Origin of the sequence: Psychrobacillus sp. FSL H8-0483 (assembly GCF_038637725.1) — a bacterium.
Classification (GTDB): Bacteria; Bacillota; Bacilli; order Bacillales_A; family Planococcaceae; genus Psychrobacillus.
Genome location: NZ_CP152052.1, coordinates 2617175 through 2638349 on the forward strand (window position 1 = coordinate 2617175; position 21175 = coordinate 2638349).

At 35.3% G+C, this 21175-nt stretch carries 23 protein-coding genes; 6 read left to right on the top strand and 17 right to left on the bottom strand.

Translation table 11 applies throughout. The features are described from left to right. Positions 1-67 precede the first annotated feature (67 nt). Both MHB48_RS12505 and comGA read right to left on the bottom strand, forming a co-directional pair. Positions 68-958, bottom strand: coding sequence for a type II secretion system F family protein (locus MHB48_RS12505; RefSeq protein ID WP_342598384.1), 891 nt, complete (start codon positions 956-958; stop codon positions 68-70). Next, positions 939-1955, bottom strand: a complete 1017-nt coding sequence (gene comGA, locus MHB48_RS12510; RefSeq protein ID WP_342598385.1) for a competence type IV pilus ATPase ComGA — start codon at positions 1953-1955, stop codon at positions 939-941. Before comGA ends, MHB48_RS12505 begins: the two co-directional genes overlap by 20 nt. A 188-nt stretch (positions 1956-2143) precedes the next feature. Between comGA and MHB48_RS12515 the strand changes: the two genes are divergently transcribed. Both MHB48_RS12515 and MHB48_RS12520 read left to right on the top strand, forming a co-directional pair. Continuing rightward, a complete protein-coding gene (locus MHB48_RS12515) occupies positions 2144-2824 on the top strand; it encodes a helix-turn-helix domain-containing protein (RefSeq protein WP_342598386.1) in 681 nt (226 codons plus the stop codon). A 140-nt stretch (positions 2825-2964) separates the two neighbouring features. Further along, complete coding sequence (locus MHB48_RS12520) at positions 2965-3204, top strand: DUF2626 family protein (protein WP_340921834.1); 240 nt, start codon at positions 2965-2967, stop codon at positions 3202-3204. A gap of 111 nt (positions 3205-3315) precedes the next feature. Here MHB48_RS12520 and MHB48_RS12525 read toward each other — a convergent pair whose 3' ends face one another. Then, on the bottom strand, positions 3316-3960 hold the full coding sequence (locus tag MHB48_RS12525; protein WP_342598387.1) for an MBL fold metallo-hydrolase: 645 nt from the start codon (positions 3958-3960) through the stop codon (positions 3316-3318). Between the two features lie 401 nt (positions 3961-4361). On the opposite strand from MHB48_RS12525, the gene MHB48_RS12530 reads away from it, so the two are divergent. After that, positions 4362-4499 (top strand): YjcZ family sporulation protein, encoded by a 138-nt coding sequence (locus tag MHB48_RS12530; protein ID WP_342598388.1) that lies wholly within the window; start codon positions 4362-4364, stop codon positions 4497-4499. A gap of 341 nt (positions 4500-4840) precedes the next feature. Continuing rightward, positions 4841-5020 carry a DUF2759 domain-containing protein gene (locus MHB48_RS12535; RefSeq protein ID WP_342598389.1) on the top strand — a complete coding sequence of 60 codons (180 nt, stop codon included), beginning with the start codon at positions 4841-4843 and terminating at the stop codon, positions 5018-5020. A gap of 45 nt (positions 5021-5065) precedes the next feature. Here the strand turns inward: MHB48_RS12535 and MHB48_RS12540 are convergent, their stop codons facing one another. From MHB48_RS12540 to rpmG, 5 genes are all read right to left on the bottom strand, one after another. Then, a complete protein-coding gene (locus MHB48_RS12540; protein ID WP_342598390.1) occupies positions 5066-6178 on the bottom strand; it encodes a hypothetical protein in 1113 nt (370 codons plus the stop codon). Between the two features lie 94 nt (positions 6179-6272). Then, complete coding sequence (locus MHB48_RS12545) at positions 6273-8177, bottom strand: LTA synthase family protein (RefSeq protein ID WP_342598391.1); 1905 nt, start codon at positions 8175-8177, stop codon at positions 6273-6275. 232 nt (positions 8178-8409) lie between these two features. Beyond that, positions 8410-8604 (bottom strand): YqgQ family protein, encoded by a 195-nt coding sequence (locus tag MHB48_RS12550; protein ID WP_342598392.1) that lies wholly within the window; start codon positions 8602-8604, stop codon positions 8410-8412. A gap of 1 nt (position 8605) precedes the next feature. Continuing rightward, positions 8606-9190, bottom strand: coding sequence for a 5-formyltetrahydrofolate cyclo-ligase (locus MHB48_RS12555; protein WP_342598393.1), 585 nt, complete (start codon positions 9188-9190; stop codon positions 8606-8608). Positions 9191-9249: 59 nt separating this feature from the next. Beyond that, entirely contained in the window at positions 9250-9399 is a 150-nt protein-coding gene (gene rpmG / locus MHB48_RS12560) for a 50S ribosomal protein L33 (RefSeq protein WP_093265860.1), read from the bottom strand. Positions 9400-9573: 174 nt separating this feature from the next. On the opposite strand from rpmG, the gene MHB48_RS12565 reads away from it, so the two are divergent. Then, positions 9574-9927 carry a hypothetical protein gene (locus MHB48_RS12565; protein ID WP_340921853.1) on the top strand — a complete coding sequence of 118 codons (354 nt, stop codon included), beginning with the start codon at positions 9574-9576 and terminating at the stop codon, positions 9925-9927. After that, on the top strand, positions 9927-10400 hold the full coding sequence (locus tag MHB48_RS12570; protein WP_342598394.1) for a hypothetical protein: 474 nt from the start codon (positions 9927-9929) through the stop codon (positions 10398-10400). Before MHB48_RS12565 ends, MHB48_RS12570 begins: the two co-directional genes overlap by 1 nt. A 469-nt stretch (positions 10401-10869) precedes the next feature. Here MHB48_RS12570 and phoU read toward each other — a convergent pair whose 3' ends face one another. The 9 genes from phoU to MHB48_RS12615 all read right to left on the bottom strand — a co-directional run bounded on the left by phoU (position 10870) and on the right by MHB48_RS12615 (position 21171). Then, a complete protein-coding gene (phoU, locus tag MHB48_RS12575) occupies positions 10870-11529 on the bottom strand; it encodes a phosphate signaling complex protein PhoU (protein WP_342598395.1) in 660 nt (219 codons plus the stop codon). 18 nt (positions 11530-11547) lie between these two features. Beyond that, a complete protein-coding gene (gene pstB, locus MHB48_RS12580) occupies positions 11548-12348 on the bottom strand; it encodes a phosphate ABC transporter ATP-binding protein PstB (RefSeq protein ID WP_342598396.1) in 801 nt (266 codons plus the stop codon). 27 nt (positions 12349-12375) lie between these two features. After that, positions 12376-13254: a phosphate ABC transporter permease PstA gene (pstA, locus tag MHB48_RS12585; RefSeq protein WP_342598397.1), complete on the bottom strand. Its 879-nt coding sequence runs from the start codon at positions 13252-13254 to the stop codon at positions 12376-12378. A 1-nt stretch (position 13255) separates the two neighbouring features. After that, the gene (pstC, locus tag MHB48_RS12590) at positions 13256-14203 is read right to left on the bottom strand and encodes a phosphate ABC transporter permease subunit PstC (protein ID WP_342598398.1); all 948 of its coding nucleotides are present in this window, start codon (positions 14201-14203) and stop codon (positions 13256-13258) included. An 83-nt stretch (positions 14204-14286) separates the two neighbouring features. After that, the gene (locus MHB48_RS12595) at positions 14287-15273 is read right to left on the bottom strand and encodes a PstS family phosphate ABC transporter substrate-binding protein (protein ID WP_342598399.1); all 987 of its coding nucleotides are present in this window, start codon (positions 15271-15273) and stop codon (positions 14287-14289) included. Between the two features lie 554 nt (positions 15274-15827). Continuing rightward, positions 15828-18029: a penicillin-binding protein 2 gene (locus MHB48_RS12600; RefSeq protein WP_342598400.1), complete on the bottom strand. Its 2202-nt coding sequence runs from the start codon at positions 18027-18029 to the stop codon at positions 15828-15830. A gap of 305 nt (positions 18030-18334) precedes the next feature. Next, a complete protein-coding gene (locus tag MHB48_RS12605; protein ID WP_342598401.1) occupies positions 18335-18943 on the bottom strand; it encodes a superoxide dismutase in 609 nt (202 codons plus the stop codon). A gap of 117 nt (positions 18944-19060) precedes the next feature. After that, entirely contained in the window at positions 19061-19540 is a 480-nt protein-coding gene (locus tag MHB48_RS12610; RefSeq protein WP_342601378.1) for a DUF456 family protein, read from the bottom strand. Further along, on the bottom strand, positions 19540-21171 hold the full coding sequence (locus MHB48_RS12615) for a Na/Pi cotransporter family protein (protein WP_342598402.1): 1632 nt from the start codon (positions 21169-21171) through the stop codon (positions 19540-19542). The genes MHB48_RS12610 and MHB48_RS12615 overlap by 1 nt, the downstream gene beginning before the upstream one ends. Positions 21172-21175: the final 4 nt, after the last annotated feature.

The following is a 21175-nucleotide window of genomic DNA, read 5'->3' on the forward strand; positions in this document are numbered from 1 at the left end:
ATCGTTACCCTGCCATCATTCGGGTCAATAAGTACTGGTGTACCATTTGGACATGTTTTATCGCCCTTTAACCACTATTTTCTCCATGGACGACAAAATGGTGGAAATCGTTTGTAAAATAGTCGAGTAATAAGACACCATCCGAGAAAGTTTCTCCGTGGACTATTTTCTCTTTCAATTGCCCGGCAATATACCGAAGACCTTTATGCTCTTCTTGCGCTATTAATGCATCTAACGCTTTCTGTAGCGACACTCCACTCTCAATAAGCCCTCCCATTTCTCTAGAGAACACTCTTGTAAGTATTAGTCGATACCAACTTTGCACTACTGGTATTTTTCTATAAAAATCAAGCTGGGTTTTTATATTTTTATTATTTAGTAGGAACAGGAAGATAATGATGAGCACTGCTATCGCTAAAATAGTCATTAAAAACGTATTCGGTAATTGCAATAACATGTTTGTTAAAGCAAGAGAGCTTTCAGCCTGATGAGCATCTCTTGACCCAAGCAATGACTTCATATTAGGAAGAAAATAGAGGCGAAATATCGTAAACAACAAAAAAATAACGACGAATAAGAAAAGTGGATACATTAATAAGTTATTTAACCTTTTTTTTGAACGTTCAATGATCGCAGCATTTACCCCAAGAACCGCTACAGTTTCTTGTAGTTGCCCATGGATCGTAGCCAAATTAATCGGTAAAAGCAATCTACTAGGAAATCCTAGTAATTTGAATACTTCTGTTACACTCAACCCATTTTTTTGAATATCGGTTATCTTTTGAATGACAACCCCGGCTTTTTTCACATGAAACGGAAGAAGCATTGTAACCGCTTCATGAAATGTATAGCCTTCCTTTAATAAATCGCTTAGCCTACTTAAAAAAGAGGATTGCATCTCTAAAGGAATTGTTTCATCCTTCCTTTTGAGATAAGCTTTAATTTTTTTGAATAACACCTTCTCTAACTCCTCTCTCTATTTGATAGGAAAGAGTATTAGTATGTGGTACACAAAAGCTTCTTCCAGTTAAAAGAGAGTTTAGCGCTTCTGATAAAAATTCCTCTGAAATAATTTCAAATATAGCCGATAACTCTGGGGTTTTTGTATTTATGACGGTAACGAGCCTTTGTGTCACAATTCCTGTGATTGTTTGTTTTAATTCATCCACAGAAACCCCAAGATCCATTAAACGATATAAAGCACCCACCCCATCTCTTGCATGGATAGTCGACACGACAAGATGTCCAGTTAAAGCTGCTTGAATAGCAGCTTTCGCAGTATCTTCATCTCGTATTTCCCCAATCATAATAACATCCGGTGAATGCCTTAAAATGGCCTTTAAGCCTGTAGAGTATGTCACTCCTGACCGTTCATTCACTTGTATTTGCAGTAAATGAGACTGATTATTTTCAACAGGATCTTCTAGAGAAATGACATGTCTATTTAAATTTTCCGAGCAGTATTTTGTGAGCGAGTACATTGTAGTGGACTTACCAGATCCCGTTGGACCAACAAAAAGAATTAATCCCTGTCGCTGGTTCGCTAGCTCTACAATTTTTTCAGAGGCATCCCGAAATAATGACAATGAATGGATTATTTTAGCATTATCATGCTGTTGAAGACGGATTACTAGACTTTCTTTTCCAAAGACAGATGGGAGAGTAGAAACTCGAAATGAAAATTTTTGAGAGTTGAATGTTTGTTGAAATGAACCACTTTGTGGCTTTCTTTTTTCGCTGATATCAAGAGAGGATAAAAACTTGAAGAATGAAATAATACGTTCACCCATGTTTAGGGGAAGCTTCCCTGCTTCAAACATTTGAGAATTTTTCTTAAAATAATAATAGTAATTCTCTTCGTTTGGAATCATGTGTAAATCAGAAGCACCAAATTGATGTGCTTTTATTAGTAATTGAAAACATTTTTGTTCTACTATATTTTCTGTTTTTTGCATGCATTTTTCCTTTCTCCAGATACAAGTCGTGACCGCATACAACTTGTACAAAATTAGTATACTTGTAATTTCCATATAAATAAAGTGATTTTATAAAGTTTTCAAATTATTAAAGGAGATATTATTTTATTTTGTCATTCTTAGAATCTTTACTATAATATTAAGTAACAGGGGAAATGAGGGATATAATGTCAGATACATTAAAGCTTACTAATACGTTAGCGGATGAAACTAGATATTCCATTTATCAATATATATTGAAAGAGAAAAAACAAGTAAATGTGCAAGAAATTGCCGAGCAGTTTGGAATCCACCCTAATGTGGCTAGGCTGCACTTAACAAAACTGACCGAATCTAAATTACTTGTATCCGAATTTGTGAAAAATGGAAAAGGAGGTAGACCCGCAAGAGTTTACTTACTTGCTGAAAAACCTATCTATTTAAGTTTTCCTAAACAAGAAAATCATTTACTGCTTCAATGGTTGCTTGAACTAGTCGATTCCCTCGGTGAAATAGCTATCACCAAAGCAAAAGAAATTAGTTATCGTAATGGACAAAAGAGTATACAACATGGTAATGCTTCAACACAGTCATTTGAAACTAAATTGGAAGTATTAACAGAAGCAGCAAATTCTATTGGTTACTTCCCACAGATTACAGAAAAAGAAGGTAAAAAAAGCATTACGTTTTCTATTTACAATTGCCCTTACAAGGATCAGCTAAACAAGTACCCACATCTAGTTTGTGCGCTGCATGAATCTTTCTTAAAAGGACAGTTTGATACACTTTTTCCTACCAATGAGTTTGTACAAGTGGAAAGTATGCAAAATCACTGTAACAATTGCGTATATCAAATAGAAGTTCTATAATGAAACAATAGATGAATCATATTTGTGACAATCTTATGTTTATCCTATATGGAAATATATTATTCAGTTTACATGTATGAACACTTTCATTTATAATGAATAGGAGAATTATTGTATCGTTGCAAAAGGAGGGACTACAAATGGGCAATATGTATAAAGTGATGGCTTTCTGGACAGGGATTTTTGCAGTTATGTTTTATTTAGGTGATATGACAGAAGCATCTTTACTATTTTTAGCAAATACGGGATTATTCCTTCTTTTAGGGTTCTTGAACCTTTCTGAGCGTATGTATATGTACATCTTCGGGGCTTACTTAATGTTCTTCTTCGCAGGTTTTACATACTACACAACGTTTATGCACGTACCTGGCGGACATTGATAATACGTCTAAAAAAAAGCAGCCCATTAGGGCTGCTTTTTTTATTGCTTAGGTTCTGTCACAAAATATATCCTTCTAGAACACAACATTCTAATTTAACAAAGCCATTGTTTAAAATCCATTAAGAAACGGATTTTTTTCCATTTCATCTTCAATTGTACTTGCTGGACCATGTCCTGGATAAATAATAGTCGTTTCAGGCAATGTTAAAAGCTTTGTATGTATCGCTTTCATTAGTTGCTCCTCATTCCCTCCCGGCAAATCTGTCCGGCCAATACTATTTTGAAACAACGTATCGCCAACCACAGCAAATCCATCTTCTTCAAAATAAAACGTTAAGCTACCAGGTGAATGTCCAGGTGTGTGTAAAAGTTGAAAATGGAAATTTCCTATTTGCAATTCCGATTCATTATTTAAAATGATATCTGCTTCTTTCCCAGAAATAGATGGTATTTCTGCATACTTTGCAGAACCATTTTTGGAAGGATCTAATAACCATTTCTTTTCAGCAGTGTGTATGTAAACAGGAATGGTATATGCATCTCTTACTTCGTCTACTGCACCAATATGATCAAAATGCGCATGTGTCAATAGAATCGCAAGTGGCTTTAATTTTAATCGATGAAGTTCGCTAATTAGCTTTTCCCCTTCTCCACCTGGATCAAATATTAAGCATTGCTTTTCAGCATTCGATACGATATAGCAATTTGTCTGAATAAAACCTAATGGATAAGTTCTGATGTTAGAAGTAGCCATTTAATCACTCTTTTCTTTGATTTTATTACATTGTACAGAATTTTAGGTCTGAAGACCACACTGCAAATCCAATTAAGAAACTATCTCCAGCATTATGAAATCCTCTATATAAGAATTAGAGGCTATAGGGTGCAGGTTAATTGGGTAATCTCTTTTTACTCCACTTAATTTAACTAATGCGTGTTTCTCACAAACGAACTAGCTCAACAAATTACTCTTAGGTATACGCCTCTGCACTTTATAAAAACTTGAATACTCTATTATAACTGAAGGGCACATCATACCACCCTGACTGTGCCTCCAGTGGTTTTAAAATATCTTCTTAAAACCGAACAAATGAATCAGGTGAACATCCATTTTTGACATAGAATGAACTAACTCAAATATAGGAGGTGTATAATATGGGTAATGTAGGTGGAGATAGAAACAACGGATCCGGATTCGCTTTAATTGTTGTTCTGTTTATTCTTTTGATTATTGTTGGAGCAAGTTTCTTAAGCAACTGTGACCACGGCGGTGGATACGGCGGCGGTTATTAACTTTGTGCTTATAACCAAAATTTACAGAACATCTGAGACAGGTCTTAAAAACCTGTCTTTTTTGCAGTTATTCATAGGAATTCTATTATTTCTTTCGCCCAAAAATTGATTTCCAATACGTAGAGCATGATAGATTTTTACTGTTTTTTTAATTTGTGTTTATGGAAGATTAGGGAATGGATACGTACGTTTTCACCTATTTCTTATTTAAAAAGATAATGATTCCTTTGTTCAATGCTTCGCCACTTTTTTCTCTCGACAAAAGTTAATAATACATTTACAATAGAAGAGGAATATGCAAACGCGACATTCATTTTCAGATGTCGGAAGGAGTGTCTTTCATGAACTTATTAATGGTTATCTTTGGACTAGTTACAGTTTTAGCTGTAGTCGGCACTTTCCAAGCTTTCAAAGAAAAGAATGTGCTAGGTGTTTTATTTAACTTTGGTACATTTGCTGTTTTTGGCTTCTTTACAGTCATGACAATCGTGAACCATGGTTTCCCACCAAGCTTACACTAAAATGTAAAAGAAAAAGCTGTTGTACTTAACGTACAGCAGCTTTTTCTATTCTATTAATTGTAACCAAGCCTGTTCATTAAACGGATTTAATTGAATCCAGTTTTCTTTTTCATATCCCCCTAGGCAAACCTCTCCATTCGGTGAACAATCTATTGGTTGATCAACTATTTCACCAAGTCTTTTTTCACCATTTAATGAATAACTCGATAGTACCCCTTTATCGTCAAACTCATCCACATTTCCTGCTGCTTTTGAACGAATGGCAATTAATTGAGTTGGGTGAACGACAGAAAAAGTTGGTACAACCCACTCGGAATAATTGCTTACAGCCGGTGAGTTCCAGTCAAAATATTGTCCAGTTTCTGGTTGCTCCATATGATATTCAAATTTCCCTTGTGTTTCATTTATTTGAACATAAACCATCGTATCCCCTAAATTTTGGACATCTAACACATGTTGAAATTCTGTACTTTCTGTTCCTCCATCAGCTGTAGAATAAAGGAGAAGATCACTGCCATCCAAGCTAGAATCTCCCCATTTAAAAACCATTAAACGATGTTCGTCATACCATTTCACAAATGGATTCTCTACTTCTATTGATTTTAATTGTTGAGTTGACCCATCATACACAAACGTACTATAAGACCAATCATCATAAAATGTAGAAAATACGATTAAATCTGGATTTGTTGGGTGCCAATCCATGTAAATTTCAGCTGATTCAAAGGATAAGCTTTGTACAACGTAGCCATTTTTATGTATTAATTGTATTTCAGCAGATGACGAATTGCTAGAGGTATGTAATAAAATCATTTCTTTTGATGGATGAATTATTCCTTGAATAATTGGAGTCTCTGTTTTATAAATTGTTTTCCAAGTTTCAGTAGACAAGTTATACGACTGAACAGTCCAATCGCCATCTTCTGTTAAAATAAATAGTATTTCATCATTAGACATCCACCCAATTACACTATGAAACGTAGATCGATTTAACTTAAGCAATGGAATTTTTTTCGTAGGAGTAGCTACCTGATTGCCTGGAACAGTCTGTGGTACTTTTTCTATTGCGTTAGGTCCATTATTTTCTAATTGAGGGTTACTTTCTTTACATGCTTGTAGTAAAAAAAGGCATAATAAAAGCATTCCAATTTTCTTCAATCTACTCCCCCCTCTTGTTATATATATTAGACGTACTAATTCTACATTTGTTTCACAAAAAAGCACAGACATTTTTGTCTGTGCCTTTCGTACTTTATGGATTTAATTTCTCGGCTTCATCCAATAGGAGGTTCCCTGTTTTCAAATCATAAAAACGCAGTAGATCACCATTAATAATTTTATCGGAATAACCAAGTTCTTGCGCAGCTCTGTCAATATATGGCTGACAGTTTTCTATATCAATTTCGCTACCAGTTGCATTGTCATAACAAGCATTTTTGGTATAGACTAGTTTATCTGTTACAAAACCACCATCACGGAAAACAACAAATTCTTCATGATCTTCCGAAAATACGTCTGCACCTAATTGCATATCTTTCGCAGTTTCTACACCAAGAAGATGTAAGATAGTTGGTCGAAGATCTATTTGACCAGCAGTCTCTGTAATTTCTTCTCCTTGCCCACTATTCGGAATGTGAACGAATAAAGGTACACGTTGAAGTTTTGCTGATTCGTATGGAGTAATTTCTTTCCCTAAATACTGTTCCATTGCCACATTATGATTTTCTGAAATACCATAATGATCTCCATACATCACAATGATTGAATTATCATATAATCCTTGTTCTTTTAAATCATCAAATAAATTCTTCAATGCTTCGTCCATATATCGAACAGATTGGAAGTATTTATTCAAAGTATTAGAGTTAGAATCGTATTCAGGAATTAGTTTATCCTCTTCATCCAATGTAAATGGATAATGGTTTGTAAGTGTTATTAAACGTGAATAAAACGGCTGTGGCATTTCTTTCATATGAGCAACTGATTGTTCAAAGAATGGAATATCCTTCATTCCCCAGTTTACAGCATTTTCTTCGTCTACCACATAGCTATTAACATCATAATATTTTTGAATAGCAAGCGATTGATACATCATATCACGATTCCAGAAACTCTTCTTGTTTGGGTGCATAACATTTGTAAAATACCCTTCTTCATTTAAGCTCTCTGCCATCGAATGGAATGTATTTTCACCATGTGTAAAAAATACAGCGCCTCCACCAAGTGGGTAAAGGGAATTTTCTAATAGAAATTCTGAATCAGATGTTTTCCCAAGTCCTGTTTGATGGTAGAAGTTTGAAAAATAATACGTGTCTTTATCATTTGTTAATGAATTTAAAAAAGGTGTTACTTCGTGCCCATTCATATCATTATTTATAACAAATGACTGCAACGATTCCATCGACACAACTATTAGGTTGCGTCCTTTTGCCGTACCAAACATTTCTTCGTTCGGATCTGCTTGATTAGAACGAACAAAGTTGTTCACTTCAACTAGTTCACTTCCATCAGCAAGTGCACGTTGAGCATGCGATTTTGATTGGATATACAAATCGTACAAATGATAATTGTATGGTCCGATGTTTTTCACTAACATTTCGCGGTCGAAACTTCTAGTTAATAATTGCGGTCTTTCAATTTCAGATAAACCTAAGTTTAAAAATAATACTGCGGCAGCTAAAACAAAATACGCTCTTCTCATAGCAGGTTTAATAAGTGAGACTTTCTCATTAATTTTTAGCCATTTCATTGCTATCAAAATAATAAATACATTTGTAAAATAAAAAATGTCCGTTACATAAATACTTTCCCTTGCCGATGCTCCTAAATCTCCAAAATTACTTGTTTGGAATAAAACAGGAATCGTAATGAAGTCGTTGAAAAAACGGTAAAAAACTGCATTACCATAAAGAACCCCTGAAAGTATGATGCTCGTAATTACTATATATCTATTCCTAGCTTTAGGACTTTTGAAAAATAATGATAATCCATACGCAAACAAAAGAAAACTAAGTGGATTAATAAATAATATCACTTGTTGCATTATATTCTCGATTTTCATATCAAAGCTCGTGTGGTAAACAATATACGTATTCATCCATGTTGCCACAATTGCTATAACAAGAATAGAATGTGTCGGCCATTTTTTCTTCATCATGACTACATCCTCCCCTTTTCAATCTTATTAAATAAGTAAAAGTAACAGAGTATATCTTAATCCTTTCTTCACAATAAATCAACAAAAATGAAATAAGAATTTAATATATTTACAATCACTTTACCTTATACCCACTATTAGACGGTCTTAAACAAAAAAAGTTTCGGACAAGCAAATAAAAACATATTTTAATAAAAAATAGCGACAGATCCCAAATAGCATCTGACGCTCTTTATTTCTTCAGTTTACTTTGCTCTTGCCTTAATAGTAAAATGGCCAATTGAAAATCTTTTACTTCTATCATCTGCATCCGATACAGTTCTCTTATCTCATCTTCCATCATTTCTAAATCAGCAATTCGATCTTTCGTATAAACAAAAATTCCGAAACGTTTTAACAGCTGCATAACATCATATACTGAATTCAAATTACTCATCCTTGTCGCGATTCCCTTTACATGGAATGATTGCATTATTTGTAATTATTTTATCAATAGGCAAATCAAATATTTCATGTTCAACTACTTCTACTACTTGAAAGTCAAACGCTAGAGAGATGGTATTGCCATTAAAATTTGCTAAAAAACGATCAAAGTACCCTCCACCATAACCTATGCGAAATCCCGTTTTACTGTATACAATCCCAGGGACGACAAGCAAGTCAATTTCGCTCGGAGCAACAGCACTCGTTACATTAGGATTAGGCTCTAATAACTGCATATAAACTGTTTCTAACTGTTTGTAGCTTTCTATTTTATAAAACGTCATAGAACGGTCTTTAGGTGTGCATTTTGGGACAACTACGGTCTTTCCCTGTTTCCAAAGACTTTGAATAATTCCTTCTGTATTAACTTCTGGAAATGAAGAAATTGTAATGCCAATTATAGAAGCATTCACAACGGTTTCTTCCATTAAAAAATTTTGTTCGATTTCTTTTGAGTATGTTCTATATAATTCTTCCTTTAATGAAGACAAGTGGGCTTTCATCTTATCTCTTTCTTCTTTTTTCGTCATTACGTTCCCTCCATACAATAGAAAAAAACCAAAACCGAAATTGGTTTTGGTTTAAGTTATTATTTAGTTTCTCTATGAAGAGTCGATTTCTTTTCACGTGAGCAATATTTTTTAAGTTCAAGACGTTCTGGATTGTTACGCTTGTTTTTCTTAGAAATATAGTTGCGCTCTCCGCAATCTGTACAAGCTAATGTAATATTAACGCGCATGGTTGTCCCTCCCACTCTTTGTCAGGATTAAATATAAAATTTGAGCATGATTTATACGACTAACCAATTATAGCATATAATCAAATAAAATCTACTCTTAATACAAGAAATTATTCAAAGTTTTTTGGTATATGGTAGAATAAGGAGAAGAACTTAATAATTGAGGTGAATACAATGGACTTTTCCATCATCATAATGATTATAGGAATACTTTTAATTGTTATTTCGTTTTTCGTAAAAGATTCGTCAAAAAAAGTAGAAACAGAAGTCGAAGAACTCTCTTTTACGTTGTATCAAGAAACGAGTGCCATTAAACGTAGACTTAAAGTAGTGGAAGAAGAATTAATGATTGAATCAACAAAGCTTACAATACCGAAAAAGGCACCAATTAAAAAACCAATAATACATGAAATAATTAAAAATCAAGTATTGGAATTACATAAACAAGGTTACTCCTTAAAAGATATTAGTATACGCTCTTCTTTAACTGTAGAAGAAGTAAAATCTGTCGTAGGTGGTGGCATTTAATGAATAGATCTGCCATCCGATTTTTTGGAATAGGACTGTTTTTAGCTGGCGCAGCTTTCCAAGTGCACCATATGCTTAACGATAAAGAAATAACCTCTACAAGCGCAATTTCACAGCAATCATATGATGAGGCGCAACAAGAATTAACACAAGTGAAACAGCAGTTAGCTGCCCTTCAACTTGATTTACAAAATGCACAAAAAAAGCAAGCTACTACTCCTGTAGTACAGAAAGAAGAAAAACCTGAAAAATCGGCGGCTGATGGGACAAGAAATATGGTACTCATCATTCAATCCGGTATGAATTCAAATGATGTCGGCTCTTTATTAGAACAATCGGGTGTTATTCAAAACAGACTCGATTTTGAGGATTATTTACAAGCACAAGATTTATCTAGTCGCCTCCAAATTGGAGAATATGAGCTCCATTCTGCCATGACCATCAAACAAATAGCAGAAATAATAACGAAATAATATACAAAAATAAGAAAAGCGTAAGCGCCCTCTAAGTACAAAACCTGTTTCGTATCGTTTTCGGAGGTCTTTGCACAGACTTATTGCTATATCATTACCGATTGATTTTTAGAGAGGCTGGTCGTGACTGACGTCACGACCAGCCTCTCTTTTCTCGGTAATCTTATGGCGTTTGTCTGTCCGTCGCCCTCCTTCAACAGGACGAATAAGGTTAAGATCTTTTTGGATAATGAGTGAAAAGATGCTTTCCAACTCATACAGGAAGCACACGAAGATGCAATTTCGTGTGCTCTAGTGCTCCTCTATACAATAGATGCTAACTATTTTTTGGTCATATACACTTTTACCAGTAGAAGAAAATTAGCAGAAATGCTCTTCTTAAAGATTCTTGCTAGCTAACAGGTCCATCCCCTCTAATCAAAAAGCGCATGATTCCCCTCCTAGAAGGAGGGCTCATGCGCATTTCTTTTTAATTATTTAATTCGTAATGCTTCCCTTTTAACAAGTATAATAATCGTTCTGCCATATTTGTCGCATGATCTGCAGATCTTTCTAGGTAGCGGCAAACAAAAGATAGTTGAGTGATTTGGCCCATCTGGGTTGGTTGTTCAATTCCAACTGCAAGAAGTGTTTTGATAGCATGACCATACATTTCATCTATTTCATCATCTTGCTTCGCAATATTCTTCGCTTCTTCCATATCTTCATTAATAAACGCGTCTAAGGTTTGTTTTAACATCGCAATAGTCTTGATACGCATTTCATCTAATAAGTGAATTGGTGCGATATGCTCATCCTTACCAATACGTATTGTTTCTTTTGCTATATTTACAGCATAATCACCAATACGTTCCATATCAGCAGCAATTTTTACAAGCACCATTAATCTTCTTAAATCTCTAGCAACCGGTTGTTGCTTAGCAATTAGTAAAATAACACGATCATTAACCTCTTCTTCCATCCGATTAATATGAACATCGTTATTAATTACTGTAAGTGCACCTTCAATATTGTTTGCTAGTAAGTGATCCATAGAATCATTTAATGTTTGAATAGCAGCATTACTTAGTTCTAGTAGTAATTGCTGTACTTTTTTTAAATCTGCATCGAACTTCTCTCTTCCCACCATCTCCAATATCCCCTTTCCTTATCCGAAACGCCCTGAAATATAATCCTCTGTACGCTTATCTTCAGGAGTAGAAAAAATTACATCCGTATCATCAAATTCAACTACTTCACCATTTAAGAAAAATGCAGTTTTATCTGAAATACGAGCAGCCTGTTGCATATTATGCGTCACAATAATAATCGAGTAATCTTGTTTCAATTCTTGGATCAATTCTTCTACTTTCAATGTAGAAATCGGATCAAGCGCCGATGTAGGCTCATCCATTAAGATAACATCCGGTTCAATAGCTAGACAACGAGCAATACAAATACGTTGTTGTTGCCCACCAGAAAGGCTATAGGCATTTGTATTTAAGCGATCTTTTACTTCATCCCAAATAGCCGCTCCACGTAAGCTTTTCTCTACAATTTCATCCAGAATTTTTTTATTTTTAATGCCATGAATTCTTGGTCCATAGGCAATGTTGTCGTAAATTGATTTTGGAAATGGATTCGGTTTTTGGAATACCATTCCAACTTTTGTACGTAGCTCTTCTACACCATAATCTGCATCGAAAATATTGCGTTCCCGATATAAGATTTGCCCAGAAGTTTTCACTGTAGGCACTAGTTCCACCATTCGATTTAATGTCTTTATATAAGTGGATTTACCGCAACCAGATGGCCCAATAATTGCCGTTACTTCATTTTCTTTTATTTGCAAGTCAATATTTTTAAGGGCATGATGATTTCCATACCATAAATTCAATTGTTGTGTATTGTATACGATACTTGATGATTCATTTTGTAAAATTGATCCTTTTTCTAACGATTGTACCATATTAATTCCCCCTAATCACGATTTAGCTTAGTATCTTTTTTGGAATTTGTTTCGAATAAATATTGCGATTGAGTTCATGACCAGCAAGAACATCATGAGAACAAGAATCCCTGCAGAAGCAACGTATTGGAATTCTAGTTGTGGTCGTTTTGCCCAATCATAAATTTGCATAGGTAATGCTGTAAACTGGCTCAATACATTCTCTGGTAAAAACTGAATAATAACAGGTACTCCAATTACTACTAATGGAGCTGTTTCACCAACTGCTCGAGATAGTGCTAAAATTGCACCTGTAAGAATACCAGGAATAGCTGAAGGTAAAACAACCTTTGTAATGGTTTGCCATTTCGTTGCACCCATCCCATACGATGCTTCTCGAACATCATGAGGAACTGAACGAATTGCTTCCTGAGCTCCAACGATAATGACAGGTAATATTAACAAACTCATCGTCAATCCAGCAGCTAAAATACTATTCCCTAGCGCTAAAGTACGAACAAAGATAGTCAAACCAAGTAACCCGAATACAACAGAAGGAACACCTGCAAGATTTGAAATATTCATCCGAATAAAATCATTTAGTTTATTTTTCTTAGCATACTCTTCCAAATAGATAGCTGAACCAACTCCTAATATTAAGGAAATAGGTGCCACAACGCACATTAACCAAATGGAACCAACTAAAGCTGCCTTTATCCCTGCTTTGGCAGGAAAGCGAGAGCCAAAATTTTGAAAGAATTCAGGTGTCAAATAGCCAACGCCCTGTGTGATAATTCGATAAAATAGAATACCAAGTGTAACTAAAGCAAATAATGTTGCTATAAAGAAGATTGTTTTAAAAACGCGATTTATAATAAGTCGATTATTCATTCTTTTAATGACTGATTTGTGATTTACATATTTCATCTTAATATTCCTCCCGGTATTTTTTCGAAATAACGTGAGCAATATAGTTCATCAATAGTGTAAACAAGAATAATGTAAAACCTACTGAGTATATTGAATAATAAATCGTTGTTCCATATCCTGCATCACCTGATGATACTTGAACGATATATGCAGTCATTGTTTGAATGGAATCTGTCACACTGAAATCGAATTTTGGCGTTGATCCACCCGCTAACGAAACGATCATTGTTTCACCAATTGCTCGAGACATAGCAAGTACAACGGAAGCAATAATCCCAGATAAAGCTGCAGGTAATACTACTTTTAGCGCTACTTCTAATTTTGTAGATCCTATTGCAAGTGCACCTTCACGAATCGAGTTTGGCACGGATGACATCGCATCTTCTGATAATGATGCAATCATTGGTAAAATCATAATTCCTACAACAATCCCTGGACTTAATGCATTAAAGATCTTTAAGTCTGGAATAAATTGTTGTAAAAGTGGTGTTACAAACGTTAAAGCGAAGAACCCATAAACAATCGTTGGAATTCCAGCTAATACCTCTAAGATAGGCTTAATAATTCTTCGTGATTTATCACTTGCGTATTCACTTAAAAATACGGCAGAACCAATTCCAAATGGAACTGCAACAATAGCTGCTATGAATGTTACTTTTAATGTTCCAGCTATTAAAGGTAGAATGCCAAATAATTGTTCCGTATTTCCAAAAGGAAACCATTCTGTTCCAAATAGAAAATCAGTTACTGGAACTCTTGAGAAAAATATTCCTGTCTCCACGATTAAAGTAAAAACGATTCCAAAAGTCGTCAAAACGGAAACAGATGCAATAAGTAATAGAATAATCGGAATGATTTTCTCTATAATTTTTTTCTGTTTTTTGCTATTTGATCTAGCAATTAGCTCTTGAACTGATGGTTGACCAGTTAATTTCTTCTGAGCCATGGTGAATCCCCCTTTTACCAAACGAAAGAAAAGAGTAGCAAGCCATGCTACTCGTTTCTTACTTTTCAGATTGACCTATTATTTTATTTTAAAGCTTCTAAATCAGCTAAACCTTTTTCGTAATCAGCATCTGGAAGTTTTACATATCCAACTGCTTCTGACATTGCTCCAGCATTTTCAATTGTATATTTCATGAAATCATAAAATGCAGGATTTTCTTTAATAGCACTATTTTTCGCATAAACGAATAGTGGACGAGAAAGTGGTGAATATTCTCCAGATTCAATTGTTTCGTTTGTTGGTTCTACACCATCAACTTTAACAATTTTCAATGTATCTTTGTTAGCTAAGTAGTAAGCATATCCAAAGAAAGCAATTGCATTTTTATCGCCTTGTACACCTTGTACTAATACGTTATCGTCTTCAGAAAGTGTAGCAGATTTTACTAAGTCAGCTTCATCAAGTACTACTTCATCGAAGTAATCATACGTACCTGAATCTGTACCTGGTGAGTAGAATACGATTTCTTCAGCTGGCCATTCTGGGTTAATATCAGACCATTTTTTCGTTGTACCGTCTTCAATCCACATTTTTTGTAAATCTTCCACCGTTAAAGAATCTACCCAATCATTGTCTTTATTTACTACTAATGATAAACCGTCATATGCAACTTTGAATTCAGTGAAATCAGTACCTGCTGCTGCAAGCGCTTCTTTTTCTTCGTCTTTGATCGGACGAGAAGCGTTAGAGAAATCAGTTTCTCCAGCGATGAACTTTTCGAAACCGCCACCTGTTCCAGATACACCTACAGTTACTTGAACTTTATCTTGTACTCCAGCATATTCTTCAACAATCGCTTCCATAATTGGAGCTACTGTACTTGAACCATCACCAGCTACCTGTCCTTCAAGTACTGCCTCTTCTTGTGTATCACCAGAAGTTGTTTCTGATGCAGTTTCAGATGCAGTCTCTTCATCAGTAGGTTCTTGGGTTGTATCATTTCCACAAGCTCCAAGTGTTAATGCTGATCCTACCATTGTTGTCATTAATAAGTACTTCCAGTTCTTCATCAGGTAAATCCCCCTAAAAGTTTTGTTTTTCTTTCTTACAAACCTTACTTTAAAGGTTACATGTTGAGTCGATATGAATGTATTGTAAAGGTTTTGTAAAGAGAGTATTCAGGATGTTTATATAATACAGAAAAAGGTCATCCTAATTAGTTATTAGGATGACCTTCCAGACTGTAGACAAACTCAATTTTAGGTGCATAGAGTTGTATATTATATTCGGCAAAAACCACCATTTCGCTTTCAGTGGGCTTGGCTTCAGCCTCGAGCCAACACGAGGTTGGTCATGAAGGCGTTGCCGCAAAAGTTCTTTTGCGACGAGCTTTGCGCAGGAGCAGGACGCGGCGTTCTTAGGCTTCCTTCCTCAAGCATTCCTGCGGGGTCTCCTGCTCAAGCTGTTCCCACAGGAGTCTTCGTAGTGGTCCTTGCCTTATTAACAATTCCTTATAGATATCTACTATCTTTACTTTTAAATAGATAAACATTTATAAAAATACTTTTGTCGTCAAGCTGAAAGGTCATCCTAATTAGAAATTAGGATGACCTTCTTTTTTTCATTATTCGGTTTCTTCTTCATCAATTTTATCATTAGTAAATGCTGGTTTAATAATTGGTGTAGAAGAGGATTCATTTTCTTTTAACTCATCATTCTTTTTTTGTATCTCAAAATACTTGTCAACTACCTCACGCGCAAGTAAACTCGTATAGTTCGATTCATAAACTGACGCTTCTGATGCCCAAGGCACGACAATTGCATATGCAATTTCTGGGTTATCATAAGGAGCAAAACCAATATGGGTTAAATTGACTGTTTGAAAACTTTTTCTTTGCGCAGGATCATAATAGAAGGATTGAGCAGTTCCAGTTTTCCCTGCAGCCGTGTATGGTGCGTTTGAAAAAGCTCTTCTTGCGGAGCCATTGTTACCAAAATAAACACGTTGCATCCCTTGACGAACACGTTCGATTTCCGCTCTTGTGTTATCTACAGTATTTAGAATAGTCGGTTCTATTTCTTTCACTAATTTACCAAATTGTGTACCATCAACAGACGGCTCTCGAATTTCTTTCACTACATGTGGCTTTATTCGACTACCACCATTTGCAAGTGTAGAAACAAACTGCGCAAGTTGTAGTGGAGTATAGGTATCATATTGGCCAATACTTAAATCTAATAATTGACCATCTTCCACTCCACCCATTACACCCGAAACCTCTCCTGGTAGATCAATTCCAGTCGGTACCCCTAATCCTAATTGTGCATATCCATTTCTCATTTTGCTAAAAGCATCCGTCCCAAAGTTAATCGATTGATTTGGTTGATATGTTCGACCGGCTATACTGTACGCAACTTTGAACATATATACATTGGAAGAACGCTCAAGAGCTTCTAAATCATTTAATGCCATACGGGAATTTCTATTAAAAACAGAGCTTTTTGGTTGAGAACCCTTTATGCGAATAGGTTCATCTATCAACACGTCACCAATAGACACTGCTCCTTCGCGGTAACCAGTTAGCAACGTAGCTGGTTTTACGGTTGATCCTACTTCATAAGCAGTTGTAAAGGAACCAAATGCATAATCATTAACCGTTTGTTTTCCGGTAACCGAGTCTTTTCCAATTTGCTTTCCTACCATTGATAATACTTCTCCTGTATAAGGATCTAACATTACTAAAAATGCACGGTCTAAATATTTTGTTCCTGCATTTTTTTTCATTTCTATTAATTTCTTTTCAAAGATAGTCTCCATCTCTAGTTGTAGTTCACTGTCAATCGTCAGCACTAGATCTTTTCCGGGTTCACCTTCGTACACTGTTTGTACATCAATAACGTTACCTTTTCCATTCGTAATGTTTTTGACAACACTCTTTTGACCTTGTAATACTTCTTCGTATTGCTGTTCAATATAACTTTTTCCAACTCGGTCATTTCGAGTATAATCTCTAGATAAGAAATAATCTAAACGGTCATTTGGTATCCCTTCTTTTGGTGATGTTGTACTACCTAAAATAGCAAGAGATGAATTTTTCACCCTTCTCCAGTCTGTGGTTGTATTTACTCCACTCAATTCACCTAGTCTTTCTGAAACTTGAGCAAATTCTTCTACTGTTACTGGATCTTTGACATCATCCCCTTTAATGATCTGTGGGGAAAGTGCATAGCCAGAAGCCATGTCGCGATAAATAGCAATCACTTCCAACTCTTCTGGTGTAAATGAGTTTAATTGCTCATCGGAAATTTTGCTTCTAATCAGTCGATCAATTGCAATATTTTTTTCTTTCTTCGATAATTCTTCATCACTTAGTATTTTGTTACGAGCTTCATCTGTTATTAAATCTTGCGCTTCTTCTTCGTTTACGTAAAGCCAGTAATCTTGCAAGTCTCTTTTAGTAATATTATCTGTCTTTTTTACGATTAAATTACTTAACTTCTTTGCAGTCTTGTACATCTCTTCTGCTTTCGTTGTTTGCACTTTCGTATAAGTAATCGCTCGTTGCGGCTTATTATCTACTAAAATTCTACCTTCACTATCAAAAATACGCCCTCTCGGTACGCTTGTATTTACAGCAACTTCCTCTGTTCTCTCTATAGCTCTTGTATAGTCTTCGCCTTTAACAATTTGCAAGAATCCTAGACGCAAAATGAGGATCGTAAAAAGGATGAATATAGAAAAGAACAGTATATTCATGCGAAAGGTAATAGTAGCTCGTTGTTTTGCCTTTATACTTTGTGCACGCTTATTCGAAATTTTTCGCATGTGATTCACCTACTTATTTATAAAATTTACTTATGTATTAGTGTAACATAAAAAGCACACACTTTTAGACGAAAAAGTGTGTGCTAAGTTTCTTTATTTATTGGATTCTGTTAAACTTTCATGTTGTTATGGACGAAAATCCGCTCGCTTTCCGCTGACAAACTCCCAAGCCACCTCACTCGCAAGCCCGCTTGGGGGTCTTGGTAGCCTGTTTTTCCGCAGGAGTCTTGCGGATTTTCGTCACAAAATTTATCCTCTAAAAATAACAGTGTAATTTAACAGAGCTAATTATAAAGTATTTTTAATTACTTCGCAGAAGCGTAGCGTTTTGATACTTCATCCCAGTTTACTACATTCCAGAATGATCCGATATAGTCAGGACGACGATTTTGGTAGTTTAAGTAGTAAGCATGCTCCCAAACATCTAATCCTAATAATGGCGTTTTACCTTCCATGATTGGAGAGTCTTGGTTAGCTGTTGAAGAAACTTCTAATTCTCCGTTAGCTACTGATAACCAAGCCCAACCTGAACCAAAGCGAGTTGTAGCAGCTTTAGCAAACTCTTCTTTGAATGCATCCAAGCTACCAAATTTTGCATCAATTGCTTGAGCTAATTCACCTGTTGGATTTCCGCCACCGTTTGGCGAAAGGATTTGCCAGAATAATGAATGGTTTGCGTGACCTCCACCATTGTTACGAACTGCAGTGCGAACTCCTTCTGGAAGTGCGTCTATGTCTGCAATTAACTCTTCAACTGATTTCCCTTGAAGATCTGCATAACCTTCTAAAGCGTTATTTACGTTTGTTATATAAGTATTGTGGTGTTTCGTGTGATGAATATTCATCGTTTCTTTATCGATATGTGGTTCAAGTGCGTCGTACGCATAAGGTAATTCTGGTAATTCGTATGCCATGTTTGTTTCCTCCTAAAGAATATTTTAGTAAAATTCTTTCCGTTTATTAGCGTATCAAAATAAGAGAAAACGTTCAATTAAAAACACCCGAAAATATCCTCATACTTTTGACCGAACTTAAATAAACAGAATAAAAACAATTAACATGACTGTAAGAACGATAACTTTCACAACGGAAGAAGTAAGAAAACCTATTAAAGAACCTATTCCCGAATTTATCGCTTGCTTAATACCTTCTCGAGTGACAATTAGTTCCGCTATGACCGCTCCTAGGAATGGTCCAATTAAAATTCCCGCAACTGGGATCACAAATGGACCGAAAATTAACCCAATTGTACTTCCCCATACTCCGGCTTTTGTACCTCCAAATTTCTTGACTCCAAAGGCATTTGCCGCCATGTCAGCACTAAATAATAAAACAACGAATAGTACTTGAATTATCCAGAAAAGCCAGTTTAACTGTGCAAAACTGAAAAATAATCCATACACCATATACCCCAGTAACATAAAAACGACTGATGGAATAATTGGATAAAATGTTCCAACAAAAGCAATGATAAAACTAGCAATTATTAAAATCCAACCGATAATTTCCATCATACACGATTACCTAAAATTGCATCCGCAATATTCACAGAATGATCTCCTATTCTTTCAAGATTACTTAAAACATCTACATACATAACACCAGCATGCCCTTCACAGACCCCATCATTCAATCGCAGGATATGATTTTTCCTAAACTGTCTTTCCATTCGATCAATGACATTTTCTTGTTCCGCTACTTCACGTGCTAATTGATTGTCATTTAAATCTAACGCTTCTATTGCCTTTTTAACTGTATCGATTGTCAGCTCAAACATTTCTGACAGATCTTTCATTGCATCTACTGTTAGCTCAAAATGATGTTCCCCTTGATAATCTATCAATTCAATAATATTTTCAAAATGATCCCCGATCCTTTCAATATCACGTACCGTGTCCAGTAACATAAAATGTCTACTTGAATCTTGGCTTGAAAGAGATTGTGACGATATTTTCACTAAATAATTTGTTATTTTCGCATCTAAATGATTAATTGCATCTTCTAATTGATAAGCCTCTTCTGCATCATTCTTATTTCTTAACTTTAAATAGGCATATGTTTTTTCTAGGCCTTGGATGCTAAAATTCCCCATCCTTAAAATCTCTTCTTTTGCTTGCCCTATTGCAATTGATGGAGCTTCTTCTATAAAATCCTCTTCTAAATGTTTTGGTTTATATTTTACCATCGTATCTTCACCAGGTAATAATTTTACTAACAAAAATACCCATGCACCTATCAGTGGAAACTGCAGAATAACATTTACAACATTGAACGTACCGTGTGCAAATGCAATCTGCATTTTATTTTCTAATGATAGAACTGTCGAAATCCATTCTAAATACAACGTAAATGGTGTTAAAAAAATTAGAAAGACAAATGCGCCTACGACGTTAAATAATACATGGGATGCAGCTGCTCTCTTTGCACTAACCGATGCACCTAGAGAAGCAAGTATCGCTGTTATCGTCGTCCCAATATTATCTCCAAATAATACAGGTAACGCACCTCTTAATGAGATTAAATCCTCTGCATAAAATCCTTGTAAAAAGGCTACAGATGCACTTGAACTTTGAATAAGCATGGTCATCACTGTTCCAGCAATAACTCCTAATAACGGTTGGTTACTCATACTTAAAGTGAAATCTGTAAAGTTATTAAGCTGTTGAAGTGGGCTCATCCCACTCATCATTAATTCTAAACCTAAAAATAGCCCACCAAACCCAAAGATAACTTCTCCCACGTTTTGGATCGGCTTCTTTTTAAAAAAGAAAATGAAAAATGCACCTATCGCCATAATTGGTAATGCATAATCTCCTATTTCAAAACCGAATACAAATGCCTTAATAGTTGTACCTATATTAGCACCCATAATAACTCCAATAGACTGTCGAAGTGTCATAAAACCAGCACTAACAAGTCCAATTATGATAACAATCGTCCCTGCACTCGATTGAATTAGCACTGTAAAAAGTAATCCAGCTATAACCCCCATAAACGGATTAGTTGTATACCGATCTAACAATTCTCGTAATTTATTTCCAGCAGCTTTTTGTAAGCCGTCACCCATAAACTTAATTGCGAACAAGAAAATTCCCAATCCGCCAAAAAATTCAAAGAGCATCTGTTGCCAATTCAGCTCCATGTCG